This is a genomic window from Staphylococcus arlettae, from assembly GCF_002902345.1.
GTDB classification, from domain to species: Bacteria; Bacillota; Bacilli; order Staphylococcales; family Staphylococcaceae; genus Staphylococcus; species Staphylococcus arlettae.
Window position 1 is genome coordinate 275,709 of the sequence record NZ_PPQB01000005.1, and the last position, 15,313, is coordinate 291,021.

13 protein-coding genes are annotated in these 15,313 nt (G+C 32.7%); 12 read left to right on the forward strand and 1 reads right to left on the reverse strand.

Annotated features, from left to right (window positions below; genetic code table 11):
- Positions 1–18: 18 nt before the first annotated feature.
- Complete coding sequence (locus tag CD036_RS01485) at positions 19–2,076, forward strand: DNA internalization-related competence protein ComEC/Rec2 (protein WP_002510491.1); 2,058 nt, start codon at positions 19–21, stop codon at positions 2,074–2,076.
- 70 nt (positions 2,077–2,146) lie between these two features.
- Positions 2,147–3,121: a DNA polymerase III subunit delta gene (holA, locus tag CD036_RS01490; RefSeq protein ID WP_002510492.1), complete on the forward strand. Its 975-nt coding sequence runs from the start codon at positions 2,147–2,149 to the stop codon at positions 3,119–3,121.
- 37 nt (positions 3,122–3,158) lie between these two features.
- Here the strand turns inward: holA and rpsT are convergent, their stop codons facing one another.
- Complete coding sequence (gene rpsT / locus CD036_RS01495) at positions 3,159–3,410, reverse strand: 30S ribosomal protein S20 (RefSeq protein ID WP_002510493.1); 252 nt, start codon at positions 3,408–3,410, stop codon at positions 3,159–3,161.
- Positions 3,411–3,711: 301 nt separating this feature from the next.
- Between rpsT and lepA the strand changes: the two genes are divergently transcribed.
- From lepA to rpsU, 10 genes are all read left to right on the forward strand, one after another.
- Entirely contained in the window at positions 3,712–5,535 is a 1,824-nt protein-coding gene (gene lepA / locus CD036_RS01500; protein WP_021459916.1) for a translation elongation factor 4, read from the forward strand.
- An 81-nt stretch (positions 5,536–5,616) separates the two neighbouring features.
- The gene (gene hemW, locus CD036_RS01505) at positions 5,617–6,741 is read left to right on the forward strand and encodes a radical SAM family heme chaperone HemW (RefSeq protein WP_021459917.1); all 1,125 of its coding nucleotides are present in this window, start codon (positions 5,617–5,619) and stop codon (positions 6,739–6,741) included.
- Between the two features lie 100 nt (positions 6,742–6,841).
- Positions 6,842–7,822, forward strand: a complete 981-nt coding sequence (gene hrcA, locus CD036_RS01510; RefSeq protein WP_002510496.1) for a heat-inducible transcriptional repressor HrcA — start codon at positions 6,842–6,844, stop codon at positions 7,820–7,822.
- A 23-nt stretch (positions 7,823–7,845) separates the two neighbouring features.
- A complete protein-coding gene (grpE, locus tag CD036_RS01515; protein WP_021459918.1) occupies positions 7,846–8,475 on the forward strand; it encodes a nucleotide exchange factor GrpE in 630 nt (209 codons plus the stop codon).
- A 56-nt stretch (positions 8,476–8,531) separates the two neighbouring features.
- Positions 8,532–10,364, forward strand: a complete 1,833-nt coding sequence (gene dnaK / locus CD036_RS01520; protein ID WP_002510498.1) for a molecular chaperone DnaK — start codon at positions 8,532–8,534, stop codon at positions 10,362–10,364.
- 150 nt (positions 10,365–10,514) lie between these two features.
- Positions 10,515–11,648, forward strand: a complete 1,134-nt coding sequence (dnaJ, locus tag CD036_RS01525; protein ID WP_002510499.1) for a molecular chaperone DnaJ — start codon at positions 10,515–10,517, stop codon at positions 11,646–11,648.
- Positions 11,649–11,651: 3 nt separating this feature from the next.
- On the forward strand, positions 11,652–12,590 hold the full coding sequence (gene prmA / locus CD036_RS01530; protein ID WP_103387860.1) for a 50S ribosomal protein L11 methyltransferase: 939 nt from the start codon (positions 11,652–11,654) through the stop codon (positions 12,588–12,590).
- Positions 12,591–12,592: 2 nt separating this feature from the next.
- Entirely contained in the window at positions 12,593–13,345 is a 753-nt protein-coding gene (locus CD036_RS01535) for a 16S rRNA (uracil(1498)-N(3))-methyltransferase (RefSeq protein ID WP_002510501.1), read from the forward strand.
- 5 nt (positions 13,346–13,350) lie between these two features.
- Positions 13,351–14,697, forward strand: a complete 1,347-nt coding sequence (gene mtaB, locus CD036_RS01540; RefSeq protein ID WP_002510502.1) for a tRNA (N(6)-L-threonylcarbamoyladenosine(37)-C(2))-methylthiotransferase MtaB — start codon at positions 13,351–13,353, stop codon at positions 14,695–14,697.
- Positions 14,698–14,999: 302 nt separating this feature from the next.
- Positions 15,000–15,176 (forward strand): 30S ribosomal protein S21, encoded by a 177-nt coding sequence (gene rpsU, locus CD036_RS01545; protein WP_002510503.1) that lies wholly within the window; start codon positions 15,000–15,002, stop codon positions 15,174–15,176.
- The last annotated feature ends 137 nt before the right edge of the window (positions 15,177–15,313 follow it).

Genomic DNA, 15,313 nt, shown 5'->3' on the forward strand with positions numbered 1-15,313 from the left:
TATATTGTTGTACTAATAATGCCTATTATTAGTGCAACTTATTATACTTCTTATCTCCATAATAATAACCTCGAAACACAAACACTTTTAGCACACCCAGAAATCAAACAACATGGAACTTTCATTTCCTTTAAATCACATCATAATCATAAAGTAGTTGGAACAATACAACTTAATAATCAACATTTTTCATTTCATCATTACAATTACGGTCAACAAAAGCAGCAGAAAATAGATTTAACGCACTTCAACTGCCATATTAAAGGATATTTTCATACTAGCAAAGCTAACGATGTAGTTGTTATAGTCAAACAAATTGACGTTAAATCATGCCATAAAGATACTACCAAACTGCCTAACATTTTTAACACGCATAAAAACTTTATTTATAATCAAATGGAAAAGTATGGTGGAAAAGAGTATGGTCGTGTTTTAGCACTACTTTTTGGAGATGTACATTTATTATCAGTAGACCAACTTGAAGATGTTAAAAGAATAGGAATTTACCATTTGCTAGCAGTCAGTGGTTCTCATATTGTTAGCATTATAATTATCATTCAAATGACATGTACAGCGTTGCGCATACCTATACCTGTTATAAAGTGTTTATTATGTATTGCATTACCGTGCTATGCCTTTTATGTTGATTTCGTACCAAGCGCATTACGTGCAATTATATCAGCTTTATTAATTATACTGCTGCCTCGAAAAATACTACAACATCCTATTGATATTTTAGCAACTACCTTTTTAATTGTTTTATTATTATTTCCCGCATATATTTACGATATAGGATTTCAATTCTCATTTTTAATTACATTATTTATATTACTTGGTAAGCCACTAATAGCTAAAGATTATCCATTACGTACATTTTGGCATCTTAATATTATTACGTTTTTAGGAGCTTTTATCATTAGTGCTGTGCATTTTAATGAAATTCAATGGGTGGGGTTAATTGCCAACTTATTTTTTATTCCATTTTATACATTTCTATTATTTCCATTAGCAATAGTATGTTTTTTATTAAGTCATATTACGCATGCATTATATTTAATTAAACATATTATGCAATTGTTCTTTTGGTTACATGATTTACTAGTAAATTTATTGTTGCCATTAAGTCATTGGCAATGGTATATTCCGAAATTAACTCATATTGAATTAGTATTTGTGTTTATTAGTGTCTTAACAATTTTTATGTTTTATGTAATGAAATGGTATCTCAAATGTGCTATTGTCTGTTTGAGTTTGACATTAATTATAGCGCTACTCCCATTTGACCATCTAGCTAGGTTTACATTATTTGATGTTGGTAATGGAGATGCCATGCTTTTTGAAACACCACAGCATCGTACTGTAATGATTGATACCGGTGGAAAGTTGATGCCATCAAATAAAGATTATCGTGGCAGTATAACTAAATATAAAATATTACCGGCTTTAAAACAAAGAAATATTCATCAGTTAGACTATTTAATTATTACGCATCCTCATTTAGATCATATGGGTGAATTTAAATATTTAGCCTCTATGGTAAAAATAAAATCACTTATTATCAATCCTTCTTCATATCAGTCAGTACAATATAGCAATATATTTACAATCGCTAAACTTCATAATATTTCAATTATAGATAGCACGACAATTACACATATAGATTTGGATGAATGTAGCATACAATTATTAGATGCAGCTATTATAACTTCGGATGATAAAAATGAACATTCTATTATTACGTTGATAAACTATAAACAGTATCAATTGCTCTTAATGGCAGATGCTACAATTCGCAATGAACAATTATTATTACAACGTTATAACTTAAAAAATATCGATGTATTAAAAGTTGGTCACCATGGTAGTATAACTAGTAGTAGTGGTGAATTTATAGCGTCCATAAAACCTAAAATTAGCGTTATATCGGCAAGTAAGAATAATAGATACCAATTTCCAGCATCACAAGTAGTATCAAGGCTTGCCAAGTCATCTGACAAGATTTATAATACCGCGCAACACGGTGCAATTACTATTGTGTTTGACGCACAAATGAAAACTTCTGTGGAAAAATCATAGTGATATATAGAGAGTCGGATATACAAATGCTATAATAAATATTGTTTGTCGTTTTGAAAGGATGCTAAGAATGAGCGAAAATATTATTACAATTTATGGCGAAGTACCTGAATTGATAGAGAAAAAAACGAATGAAATTGTAGCTGATTATTTAGAAATGCCGAAAGATGAATTCAATTTCGTGAAATTTAATTTATATGAAACGGATTTGTCGACAATAATTGAGGAATCATTAACTTTACCGTTTCTTTCGGATAAAAAGGTAGTGTTAGTACAAAACGCGTATGTTTTTACTGGAGAAAAAGCACCTAAAGATGTTAATCATAATACAACACAACTACTTGAATTTATTGAAAAATATGACGGTGAGACGCTTATTATTTTTGAGGTTTATCATTCGAAATTGGATGAGCGAAAAAAATTAGTGAAAAAATTAAAAGAGCAGACTCAATTGAAAAAAATAGAACAAATGTCTGAAGAAGAAATAAAACAATGGATTAAACAAACGCTTAATCAAAATTACAAAGATATTAAACAAGATGCATTAAACTTATTTATTGAGCTTACTGGTGTGAATTTTAATATAGTAAAACAAGAATTAGGTAAATTAGAATTGTTTTTAGGAGATAGGCCTACAATTAATAAACAGGATGTATTACAAATTGTAAATAGAAGCTTAGAACAAAATGTGTTTTTGTTAACAGAATATATCCAACAAAACAAGAAGACTAAAGCTGTTCAGTTAGTAAAAGATCTAATTGTAATGAAAGAAGAACCTATTAAACTATTAGCCTTAATTACAAGTAATTATCGCTTATATTATCAAAGTAAAATATTAAGTCAAAAAGGTTATAGTGGACAACAAATTGCTAAAACAATAAATGTACATCCATACCGAGTAAAACTGGCATTGAATCATGCGCGTCAGTACAGTATCGATCAATTATTAAATATTGTAGATAGTTGTGCAGAAACAGATTATAAATTGAAATCATCATATATGGATAAGCAGTTAATTCTAGAATTGTTTATTTTGTCATTATAAATAAAAAAAAGTTCAAGCAAAGGCTTGAACTTTTTTATTATTTAGCAGCTGTCATTAATGATGATTTAATACGGTCAGCTTTGTTTGAGTGGATTAAGTTGCGTTGTGCAGCTTTATCTACTTTTTTTACAGCTAAACTTACTAATTCAGCTTTGTTATCAGCATTATTGTTGATTGCTGATTTAGCTTTTTTTACAGCTGAACGCATTTCAGTTTTTTGTGAATTATTACGATCTTCAGCAACTTGTGTAGTATTAACACGTTTGATTGCAGATTTGATGTTTGCCATGTGTGTCACCTCCTAAAAGTGATCTTCGCTATCAAAATTAATTTTGATTACAACAAAAGATATTTTATCAAATCAATGCGCTTTCTGCAATCATTTATTTAAGCTAGATTGCATGATTACTTAATTTGAAAATAATATTTGGCATGTTGTCCGAATATCTTTATAATGAATATGTTACAGATAAAGTCGAAAAAAGTATATAGCTTTTGATAAGTTTGCAATAATAGATTAAAAACGTTATTATATCAAAGATATGTTACATATTTACGGGCTAGAATTATGAAAGTGAGACTGATAAAACATGGATAAACAAGAACGATTGAATAGACGACAATATATACGAAACTTTTCAATTATTGCACATATAGACCATGGGAAATCTACATTAGCTGACAGAATACTTGAAAACACTAAATCCGTGGAAACACGTGATATGCAACATCAGTTATTAGATTCTATGGATTTAGAACGAGAACGTGGAATAACAATTAAATTAAATGCTGTACGCCTAAAATATGAGGCTAAAGACGGTGAAGTATATACATTTCATTTAATAGATACACCGGGGCATGTCGACTTTACTTATGAAGTGTCTAGATCTCTAGCGGCATGTGAAGGTGCTATTCTTGTCGTAGATTCAGCACAAGGTATCGAAGCACAAACATTAGCTAATGTTTACTTAGCACTCGATAATGATTTGGAATTATTACCTGTAGTTAATAAAATTGATTTACCTGCAGCTGAACCAGAACGTGTAAAACAAGAATTAGAAGACGTTATTGGTATAGATCAATCAGATGTAGTCTTAGCAAGTGCCAAATCAAATATTGGTATCGAAGAAATTTTGGAACAAATTGTCGAAACAGTGCCGCCGCCAGAAGGTGATCCAGAAGCACCGTTGAAGGCTTTGATATTTGATTCTGAATACGATCCTTATAGAGGTGTTGTTTCTTCTATACGTATAGTAGAAGGCGTAGTTAAGCCTGGTGACCGTATTAAAATGATGGCTACAGGAAAAACATTTGAAGTGTCTGAAGTAGGTATCAATACTCCTAAACAACTACCTATAGACGAGTTAACAGTAGGTGATGTTGGTTATATTATTGCGAGTATTAAAAATGTCGACGATTCTCGTGTAGGTGATACGATAACGCATGCAGAACGTCCAGCCGATAATCCTTTACAAGGTTATAAAAAGATGAACCCGATGGTCTATTGTGGTTTATTCCCGATTGATAATAAAAACTACAATGATTTAAGAGAAGCATTAGAAAAACTACAACTGAATGATGCATCACTTGAATTTGAGCCGGAATCATCACAAGCATTAGGCTTTGGCTATCGTACAGGATTTTTAGGGATGTTACATATGGAAATTATTCAAGAACGAATTGAACGTGAATTCGGTATTGAATTAATTGCTACTGCACCTTCTGTTATATATCAATGTATTTTGAAAAACGGAGAAGAAGTGACAGTAGATAATCCAGCGCAAATGCCTGAAAGAGATCAAATTGATACAGTCTATGAACCTTTTGTTAAAGCGACAATGATGGTGCCGAATGACTATGTAGGTTCAGTAATGGAATTATGTCAACGTAAACGTGGCCAATTCGTTAATATGGATTATTTAGATGATATTCGTGTGAATATAGTATACGAAATTCCATTAGCAGAAGTAGTGTTTGATTTCTTTGATCAACTTAAATCAAATACAAAAGGTTATGCTTCTTTTGACTATGAGTTTATAGACAATAAAGAGAGTGACCTAGTGAAAATGGATATCTTGCTTAATGGAGAAAAAGTTGATGCTTTAAGCTTTATTGTGCATAAAGATTTCGCCTATGAACGTGGTAAGGCATTAGTTGAAAAACTAAAAACTTTAATCCCACGTCAACAATTCGAAGTTCCAGTACAAGCTGCAATAGGTCAAAAAATTGTTGCCAGAACTAATATTAAATCTATGGGTAAAAATGTTTTATCTAAATGTTACGGCGGAGATATCAGTCGTAAACGTAAATTGTTAGAAAAACAAAAAGCCGGTAAAGCTAAAATGAAAGCTGTTGGTAATGTTGAAATACCTCAAGACGCGTTCTTAGCAGTGTTGAAAATGGATGAAGATTAACAATAATTATTTGGGGTTTAAATCAATTGATTTATGCCCCAAATTTTATTGTGCCTTGAAAGAGAAAGTGAGGTAATAAATATGGAAGTAAAGAGTGCATATATCCATATACCTTTTTGTGTAAAGATTTGTACTTATTGTGACTTTAATAAATACTTTATACAAAACCAACCAGTGGACCAGTATTTGGATTGCTTAATTAAAGAGATGTCTACGAGCAAACAACGACAATTGAAAACGATGTTTGTAGGTGGCGGTACACCAACAGCATTAAATGTAAAACAATTAGAGAGATTACTAATTGCTATCAACGAAACATTTGATATTGAAACAGAATATAGTTTCGAAGCAAATCCAGATGAATTGACAATGGAAAAACTGCAGTTATTAAAAAAATATGGTGTGAACCGACTGTCGATGGGTGTACAAACTTTCAACCCTGATTTATTAGCAATATTAGGACGAACACATGGTACAGAAGACATATATCAAGCAGTACGTAATGCACGAGAAATTGGTATTGAATCTATAAGCTTGGATTTAATGTATCATTTACCTCAACAAACATTGGCTGACTTCCAAGAAAGTTTAGATTTAGCACTTAATTTGGATATAGATCATATCTCAAGTTATGGACTAATATTAGAACCCAAAACACAGTTTTATAACATGTATCGTAAAGGCAAACTAAAGTTACCGAATGAAGATATAGGTGAAGAAATGTATACGCACTTAATTCAACGCATGAAACATTCTGATTTACAGCAGTATGAACTTTCTAATTTCGGAAAACAAGGACATGAGTCTGAACATAATAAAGTATATTGGAAAAATGAAGGCTATTATGGATTCGGTGCAGGTGCCAGTGGGTACGTAGATGGAGAACGTTATACTAATGTGAATCCAGTTAATCACTATATTAAAAAAATAGAAAATAATGAACGCCCTTTATTACATTCTTCGTGGCCAACTAAAACAGAACAAATGGAAGAAGAAATGTTTCTTGGTTTAAGGATGAACAAAGGCGTTAATAAATTTCATTTTAAACATAAATTTGACGTTGAAATAGATGAAATTTTTGGTCAAACGTTAACTTCATTGGTTGACCAACAACTTTTATCATATTATGACGGTAACTATGCACTGACAGAGCGGGGCAAAGTGATTGGCAATGAGGTTTTTGAAGCCTTTTTATTGAACGTGTAAAATTATAAAAATTTTCAAGGCTTTAACATTGACTTACTTTGACCAATTTGATAAATTATAATTAGCACTTGAAACAAATGAGTGCTAATGAGGTGAAAACATGATAACTCATAGACAATTGAGCATATTAAATGCCATTGTTGAAGATTATGTCGATTTAGATCAACCTATTGGCTCTAAAGCTTTAATAGAGCGACATAATTTGAATGTAAGCCCAGCTACTATTAGAAATGAGATGAAACAATTAGAATCTCTAAACCTAATAGAGAAGACTCATACATCATCAGGTAGATCACCGTCAGAATTAGGGTTTAGATATTATGTGAATCAATTATTAGAACAAACATCTCATCAACAACACAAAAAAGTCCAACGGTTGAGAGGACTACTTATTGACCATCAATATGATATTTCGTCAGCTTTACATGCTTTTGCTAATGAACTGTCGATGGCTTCTCAATATACAACGTTGGTAATGCGTCCAAATCATAAGCAAGATATTATTAGTAATATTCACCTTATTCAAGCAAATGATTATTTAATTATAATGGTTGTAGTGTTTGCGTCAGGTCATGTTGAACATTTGCATTTAACATCAGCTAAACGTATTAGTAATGATGAATTAAACAAAATTTCTAATTTTGTTACTGACAAATATAATGCGTGGTCATCTTTACAATTTGAGCAAGAACTTAATTCGTTTACACAGTCTGTCAGTGAGCAAGACTTTATTAAAACGATGTTTGAGACGCTACAATTACATTTCGATAATCAAAGTAATGGCATTTTTATGGGTGGAAAGGTTAAACTGATTGATGCATTGAATGAATCAAATGTCTCATCAATTCAACCAATATTACAATATATTGAATCAAATAAAATCACTGAATTGCTCGATGACATGTCTAATTCATCTATAAATGTAATGATTGGGCATGAAATTGATACAAGTTTAAGTGATATATCTATCGTATCTAGTGAATACCATATAGATGATAGGTTGAAAGGTCGAATAGCAGTAATTGGACCTACTGCGATGAATTATCAAAATGTGATACAATTACTAAATCGTATTTGGTAATTTAAAGTATTGGAGGGCAGGAAATGACAGAACAAAATGAATCAGTAAGCAAAGAAACAGATGCACAAGACATTTCGTCAGAAACTACTGACACAACACAAACATCTGTTGATTCTGCTGAAGAAGTAAACAACGAAACAAACACAACATCTCAAGAAGATGTTGCAACAGAAGAGGACGTAAGTGAAGAAGTTGATCCTAAAGATGTTGAAATTGAAAACTTAAAAAAAGATGTAAAAGAAAACGAAGATAAGTATCTACGTTTGTATGCAGAGTTCGAAAATTACAAACGTCGTATACAAAAAGAAAATCAAACAATGAAAGAATATCAAGCTCAAGGAGTATTAAATGATATTCTACCAACCATTGATAATATTGAGCGTGCTTTACAAATCGAAGGAGAAGACGAGCAATTTGTTTCACTTAAAAAGGGTGTACAAATGGTTTATGATAGCTTGTTGAAAGCACTTAATGATAATGGTTTAGAAAGAATTGAAACAGAAGGCCAACAATTTGATCCAAATTTCCATCAAGCAGTAATGCAAGATGAAAATAGTGAGTTTGAATCTGGCCAAATCACCCAAGAACTACAGGCAGGATACAAATTGAAGGATCGTGTTTTGAGACCTTCAATGGTTAAAGTAAATCAATAAATTTATTTTTTGATGAAAATACCCAATTTTAATTAACAAACAGGAGGAATTTTGATATGAGTAAAGTAATTGGTATTGACTTAGGTACAACAAATTCATGTGTTGCTATTTTAGAAGGTGATGAGCCTAAAGTAATTCAAAACCCAGAAGGTGCTAGAACAACACCATCAGTTGTTGCATTTAAAAATGGTGAAACTCAAGTAGGTGAAGTTGCTAAACGTCAAGCAATCACTAACCCTAACACTATTCAATCAATCAAACGTCATATGGGTACAGATTATAAAGTGGATATAGAAGGTAAAAATTATACTCCACAAGAAATTTCAGCTATGGTACTACAAAACCTTAAAAAAACAGCTGAAGACTATTTAGGTGAATCAGTAGATAAAGCAGTTGTAACTGTTCCAGCATATTTCAATGATGCTGAACGTCAAGCTACAAAAGATGCTGGTAAAATTGCTGGCTTAGAAGTTGAACGTATTATTAACGAACCAACTGCAGCAGCTCTAGCTTACGGTTTAGATAAAACTGAAGAAGACCAAAAAGTATTAGTCTTTGACTTAGGTGGCGGTACTTTCGACGTGTCAATTCTTGAATTAGGTGACGGCGTATTTGAAGTACTATCAACATCTGGTGATAATAAACTTGGTGGCGATGACTTTGACCAAGTTATCATTGATTATTTAGTTAGTGAATTCAAAAAAGAAAATGGTGTTGACTTAAGCCAAGATAAAATGGCGTTACAACGTCTAAAAGATGCAGCTGAAAAAGCGAAAAAAGATTTATCTGGTGTATCTCAAACTCAAATTTCATTACCATTTATCTCTGCAGGAGAAAGCGGTCCTTTACACTTAGAAATCAGCCTATCACGTTCAAAATTTGAAGAACTAGCTGATGACTTAATTAAACGTACAATGGTACCAACTCGTCAAGCTATGAAAGATGCTGGTTTATCTAGCTCAGATATTGATGAAGTTATTTTAGTTGGTGGTAGTACTAGAATCCCAGCTGTTCAAGAAGCTATTAAAAAAGAAATTAGCAAAGACCCTCATAAAGGTGTTAACCCTGATGAAGTTGTAGCTATGGGTGCTTCAATTCAAGGTGGCGTTATCACTGGTGATGTTAAAGACGTAGTATTACTTGATGTTACACCATTATCATTAGGTATCGAAATTATGGGTGGACGTATGAATACGTTAATTGAACGTAATACTACAATTCCAACATCTAAATCACAAGTTTATTCTACAGCAGCTGATAACCAACCAGCAGTAGATATTCATGTATTACAAGGTGAACGTCCAATGGCATCTGATAACAAAACACTTGGCAGATTCCAATTAACAGATATTCCACCAGCTCCTCGTGGAGTACCTCAAATCGAAGTAACATTTGATATCGATAAAAATGGTATCGTTAATGTAACTGCAAAAGATTTAGGTACTAATAAAGAGCAAAACATTACTATTCAATCAAGCAACACTTTATCTGATGACGAAATCGATCGCATGGTTAAAGATGCTGAAGAAAATGCTGAAGCAGACGAAAAACGTCGTGAAGAAAGTGATTTACGTAACGAAGCTGACAGCTTAGTTTTCCAAGTTGAAAAAACAATCACTGATTTAGGCGAAAATGTGAGCGAAGAAGATAAATCAAATGCTGAAGAGAAAAAAGAAGCATTAAAATCAGCACTTGAAGGTTCAGATTTAGATGATATTAAAGCGAAAAAAGAAGAGCTAGAAAAAGTAGTTCAAGATTTATCAGCAAAAGTATATCAACAAGCACAAGAACAAGCGCAACAAGCTCAAGGTGAGCAAGGTCAAGCGCAAGATGACAATGTAGAAGATGCTGATTTTACAGAAGTTAATGACGACGATAAACAAAAATAATCACTTTACTTCTAACTAGCAACATTGTTAAATTAATATAAGACACAATTGCTTAGCCAAAGTAAGTCAAAGTCAATTGCACATTGGCTTTGACTTTTCTTTTTTTCAAGTACTATAATTATGAAATTAATATAGAAGGAGAGATTCACAGTGGCCAAAAGAGATTATTATGAAGTCTTAGGTGTAAGTAAAAGTGCATCAAAAGATGAAATTAAAAAGGCTTACCGTAAACTTTCAAAAAAGTATCATCCAGATATTAACCAGGAAGAAGGTTCAGATGAAAAATTCAAAGAAATCTCTGAAGCTTATGAAGTGTTAAGTGATGAAAATAAACGTGCTAATTACGATCAATTCGGTCATAACGGTCCACAAGGTGGTTTCGGTGGTCAAGGATTTGGCGGCCAAGACTTCAGTGGATTCGGTGGTGGCGGATTCGAAGACATATTCAGTTCTTTCTTCGGAGGAGGACGCCAACGTGATCCAAATGCACCACGCAAAGGTGACGATTTACAATACACTATGACTGTCACATTTGATGAAGCAGTTTTTGGTACTGAAAAAGAAATCTCTATCAGAAAAGATGTTACTTGTCATACTTGTGATGGTGAAGGTGCTAAACCTGGCACATCTAAAAAAACATGTCATTACTGTAATGGTGCTGGCCATGTTTCAGTAGAACAAAACACAATTTTAGGTAGAGTAAGAACTGAAAAAGCTTGTCCTTCATGTAATGGTTCTGGTCAAGAATTTGAAGAACCTTGTGAAACATGTCATGGTAAAGGAACTGAAAATAAAACAGTTAAAATTAAAGTTACTGTACCAGAAGGTGTAGACAATGAACAACAAATTCGTTTAGCTGGTGAAGGTGCACCTGGCGAAAACGGTGGCCCACATGGTGATCTATACGTTGTATTTAGAGTGAAACCATCAAATACATTTGAACGTATGGGTGACGACGTAGCTTATAACTTAGACATTTCATTTTCACAAGCAGCTTTAGGTGACGAAATTAAAATTCCAACGCTTAATAGTAGTGTAATGTTAACAGTCCCTGCAGGAACACAAACTGGTAAACAATTCCGCTTAAAAGATAAAGGTATTAAGAATGTACACGGTTATGGCTACGGCGATTTATTTGTTAATGTTAACGTCGTTACACCAACTAAAATTAACGAACGTCAAAAAGAAATTTTACGTGAATTTGCTGAGTTAAACGGAGAAGAATTATCTGAACAACCATCAAACTTTAAAGATAAAGCTAAACGTTTCTTCAAAGGAGAATAAATAATGAACTGGACAGAAGTTTCAATTACAGTTAATCATGATGTCACAGCGTTGGTGAGTGATATACTAGAAAATTACGGTTCCAATGGGGTTGTACTGGAAGATTCTCACGATTTAAATCATGATTTCGAAGATAAATATGGAGAAATATATGATTTAAAAGCTGAAGCATATCCTGAACAGGGCGTCAGAATAAAAGCGTATTTTAATGACCTGAAATATTCTCCTACGTTAAAAGACAATATAGTGAATGATATCCAACTGTTACAAGGATTGGATAGCCAAGTTTTCAAATATGAAGAACAAAGTATTCAAGAACAAGATTGGGAAAATGAGTGGAAAAATTATTTTCATCCTTTTCGTGCTTCTAAACGCTTCACTATTGTGCCAAGTTGGGAAGAATATAACCAAGAAGACGATTCAGAGCTATGCATTGAATTAGATCCTGGTATGGCATTTGGAACTGGGGATCATCCCACTACAAACATGTGCTTAAAAGCAATTGAAACATATGTAAAGCCAACGGATTCTGTAATTGATGTTGGTACAGGTTCAGGTATATTAAGTATTGCGAGTCATTTGCTAGGAGTGCAGCGCATTAAAGCTATCGATTTAGATGAAATGGCAGTACGGGTAGCCGTAGATAATTTCGAAAAAAATAATTGTGCGCATGCGATAGAAGCAATACCAGGTAATTTGCTAACTGAAGAAACTGAAAAATTTGATATAGTTATTGCCAATATATTAGCGCACATAATTGATGAAATGATTGAAGATGCTTATAATACGTTAAATAATCAGGGTTATTTTATAACTTCTGGTATAATAGAAGAAAAATATGAAGCTATAATAGAACATATGAAACGCGTTGGTTTTAAAATCATTTCAGTAAACCATGATAACAGCTGGGTTTGTATCGTGGGGCAGAAAGTGAGCGATTAAATATGCAAAGGTACTTTATTAACCAAAACGCTGATTCAGATCAGCGTTTTTTTATTACAAATAACGAAGATATTCATCATATTAAAAATGTAATGCGTAATCATGTCGATAATGAATTAATTTTAAATTTCTTAGATCAACGAGTATTCAAATGTAAAATAACGGCAATTTCACAAGATGCCATAGAGGTTGAACCGATACAAGAATTAGAAATTTCTACAGAATTGCCACAAAATATTACGATATGTAGTGGTTTAATTAAAGCAGACAAGTACGAATGGATGTTGCAAAAAGCAACAGAATTAGGTGCAAGTAAATTTATTGCGGCCGAAATGGATCGTTCAATTGTCAAACTGAATCAAAGCAAAATAACTAAAAAAATAGAGCGTTGGCAAAAGATTATAAAAGAAGCTGCAGAACAAAGTTATCGACTAACTATCCCTAGTATTGATTATATTTCGAATTTAAAAACATTATATGATAACATAGATGGATACGATTATATATTAATTGCATATGAAGATGCAGCAAAAGATGGTGAAATTAGTCAATTCAAATCAGTGTTGCAACAACTAACACAAGGCGAAAATATACTTGTGATATTTGGACCTGAAGGTGGATTATCGGCAGATGAGGTAACTCTATTTGCTTCAGTGGGGAAGCAAATTGGGCTAGGACCTCGTATTTTACGGGCAGAAACAGCACCACTTTATGTGTTAAGTGCAGTTAGTTATCAAAATGAATTATTGGGGTGATATTTATGTCTACAGTTGCTTTTCATACTTTAGGTTGTAAAGTAAACCATTATGAGACTGAAGCAATTTGGCAATTATTTAAAGAGGCAGAATATGAAAGAGTTGATTTTGAAACGAATGCTGATGTATTCGTGATTAATACATGTACTGTGACAAACACAGGTGATAAAAAAAGTCGACAAGTTATCCGTAGAGCTATTAGACAAAATCCAGACGCAGTTGTTTGCGTTACGGGTTGTTATGCTCAAACATCACCGGCTGAAATCATGGATATCCCAGGTGTTGACGTTGTTGTAGGCACTCAAGATAGAACTAAATTAATTGGCTATATAGAAGACTATAAAAAAGAACGTCAACCCATTAATGGTGTCGGCAATATTATGAAAAATCGCACGTACGAAGAGTTAGAAGTACCGTACTTTACCGATCGAACACGTGCATCTTTAAAAATCCAAGAAGGCTGTAATAATTTCTGTACATTTTGTATTATCCCTTGGGCTAGAGGATTAATGCGTTCTAGAGACCCAGAGAAAGTTATCGAACAAGCTACACAATTAGTAGAATCAGGTTATAAAGAAATTGTGTTAACAGGTATTCATACAGGTGGTTATGGACAAGATTTAAAAAATTATAATTTAGCTCAATTATTACGTGATTTAGAAGAAATTGATAATTTAGAACGTATTAGAATTTCATCAATTGAAGCCAGCCAATTAACAGATGAAGTGATTCAAGTAATAGCTGCATCAACTAAAGTAGTTAGACATCTACATATTCCATTGCAATCTGGGTCAGATAGTGTCTTAAAACGTATGCGTCGTAAGTATACAATGGCACATTTTTCAGAACGCTTAACTCGTTTGCATGAAGCGTTACCAGGTTTAGCTGTTACAAGTGATGTTATAGTTGGCTTCCCTGGTGAAACTGAAGAAGAGTTTCAAGAAACGTACGACTTTATAGTAGACCATCATTTTTCAGAATTACACGTCTTTCCATATTCATCAAGAATAGGAACACCTGCAGCTAGAATGGACGACCAAATTGATGAGCAAGTTAAAAATGAGCGTGTGCATCGTTTGATTAGTTTGAGTGATCAACTTGCCAAAGCATACGCTTCACAATTTGATCAAGACGTTCTAGAAGTCATCCCTGAAGAGCAAGGTGATCAACCTGGCACACTAGTAGGATATGCAGATAACTATATGAAAGTTCAATTTAGTGCAGATGAAGATTTAATAGGTCAATTAGTTAAAGTTAAAATCACTAAAGCTGATTATCCTATTAATGAAGGACAAGTGTTACGTGTGATTTCTCATGCTTCTAATCAAACTGAACATACAATAGTAACTTAAATTATGTCTGCTTAAATTACAGCGTGAAATCTGGATATTTATACACTTTTTAGTTAGTTGGAATTATTTACTTTTAAAATTACCAACTCGAAAATCGGACATCAAATTTGTATATTACTGCGTTTAAGGCTAGCTAAATACGATAGTGAATAGGATCTTAAGCGGTGTGTAATATGAATCTTTAAATTGAAATTTTACTGATTGACCAAAGAACTCAGATATATTATACTAATTTATACATAGTAATTTACTGTGTATATGATAATAAAGTTTCGTTGATATTTGGAGGGAGGGAAATACACATGTCTAAAACAGTAGTCCGTAAAAACGAATCACTTGAAGATGCGTTACGTCGATTCAAACGTACGGTTTCTAAAAGCGGTACAATTCAAGAAGTACGTAAACGTGAATTTTACGAAAAACCAAGCGTTAAACGTAAAAAGAAATCAGAAGCTGCACGTAAACGTAAATTCAAATAATTAATAATTTCGTTGACTCCCTCAACAATATTAATTATATATAAAACCTTAGCTGAACTAACAGCTAAGGTTTTTTTGTTCTTGAAAAAATAAGCTACGTATCAATGAAGCTACATTATAAATTTAATATTTAAATC

Coding starts and splice junctions, on each gene's coding strand:
- CD036_RS01485 (WP_002510491.1), top strand. CDS start 19: ATGCCTATTATTAGTGCAACTTATTATACTTCTTATCTCCATAATAAT.
- holA (WP_002510492.1), top strand. CDS start 2,147: ATGAGCGAAAATATTATTACAATTTATGGCGAAGTACCTGAATTGATA.
- rpsT (WP_002510493.1), bottom strand. CDS start 3,410: ATGGCAAACATCAAATCTGCAATCAAACGTGTTAATACTACACAAGTT.
- lepA (WP_021459916.1), top strand. CDS start 3,712: ATGGATAAACAAGAACGATTGAATAGACGACAATATATACGAAACTTT.
- hemW (WP_021459917.1), top strand. CDS start 5,617: ATGGAAGTAAAGAGTGCATATATCCATATACCTTTTTGTGTAAAGATT.
- hrcA (WP_002510496.1), top strand. CDS start 6,842: ATGATAACTCATAGACAATTGAGCATATTAAATGCCATTGTTGAAGAT.
- grpE (WP_021459918.1), top strand. CDS start 7,846: ATGACAGAACAAAATGAATCAGTAAGCAAAGAAACAGATGCACAAGAC.
- dnaK (WP_002510498.1), top strand. CDS start 8,532: ATGAGTAAAGTAATTGGTATTGACTTAGGTACAACAAATTCATGTGTT.
- prmA (WP_103387860.1), top strand. CDS start 11,652: ATGAACTGGACAGAAGTTTCAATTACAGTTAATCATGATGTCACAGCG.
- CD036_RS01535 (WP_002510501.1), top strand. CDS start 12,593: ATGCAAAGGTACTTTATTAACCAAAACGCTGATTCAGATCAGCGTTTT.
- mtaB (WP_002510502.1), top strand. CDS start 13,351: ATGTCTACAGTTGCTTTTCATACTTTAGGTTGTAAAGTAAACCATTAT.
- rpsU (WP_002510503.1), top strand. CDS start 15,000: ATGTCTAAAACAGTAGTCCGTAAAAACGAATCACTTGAAGATGCGTTA.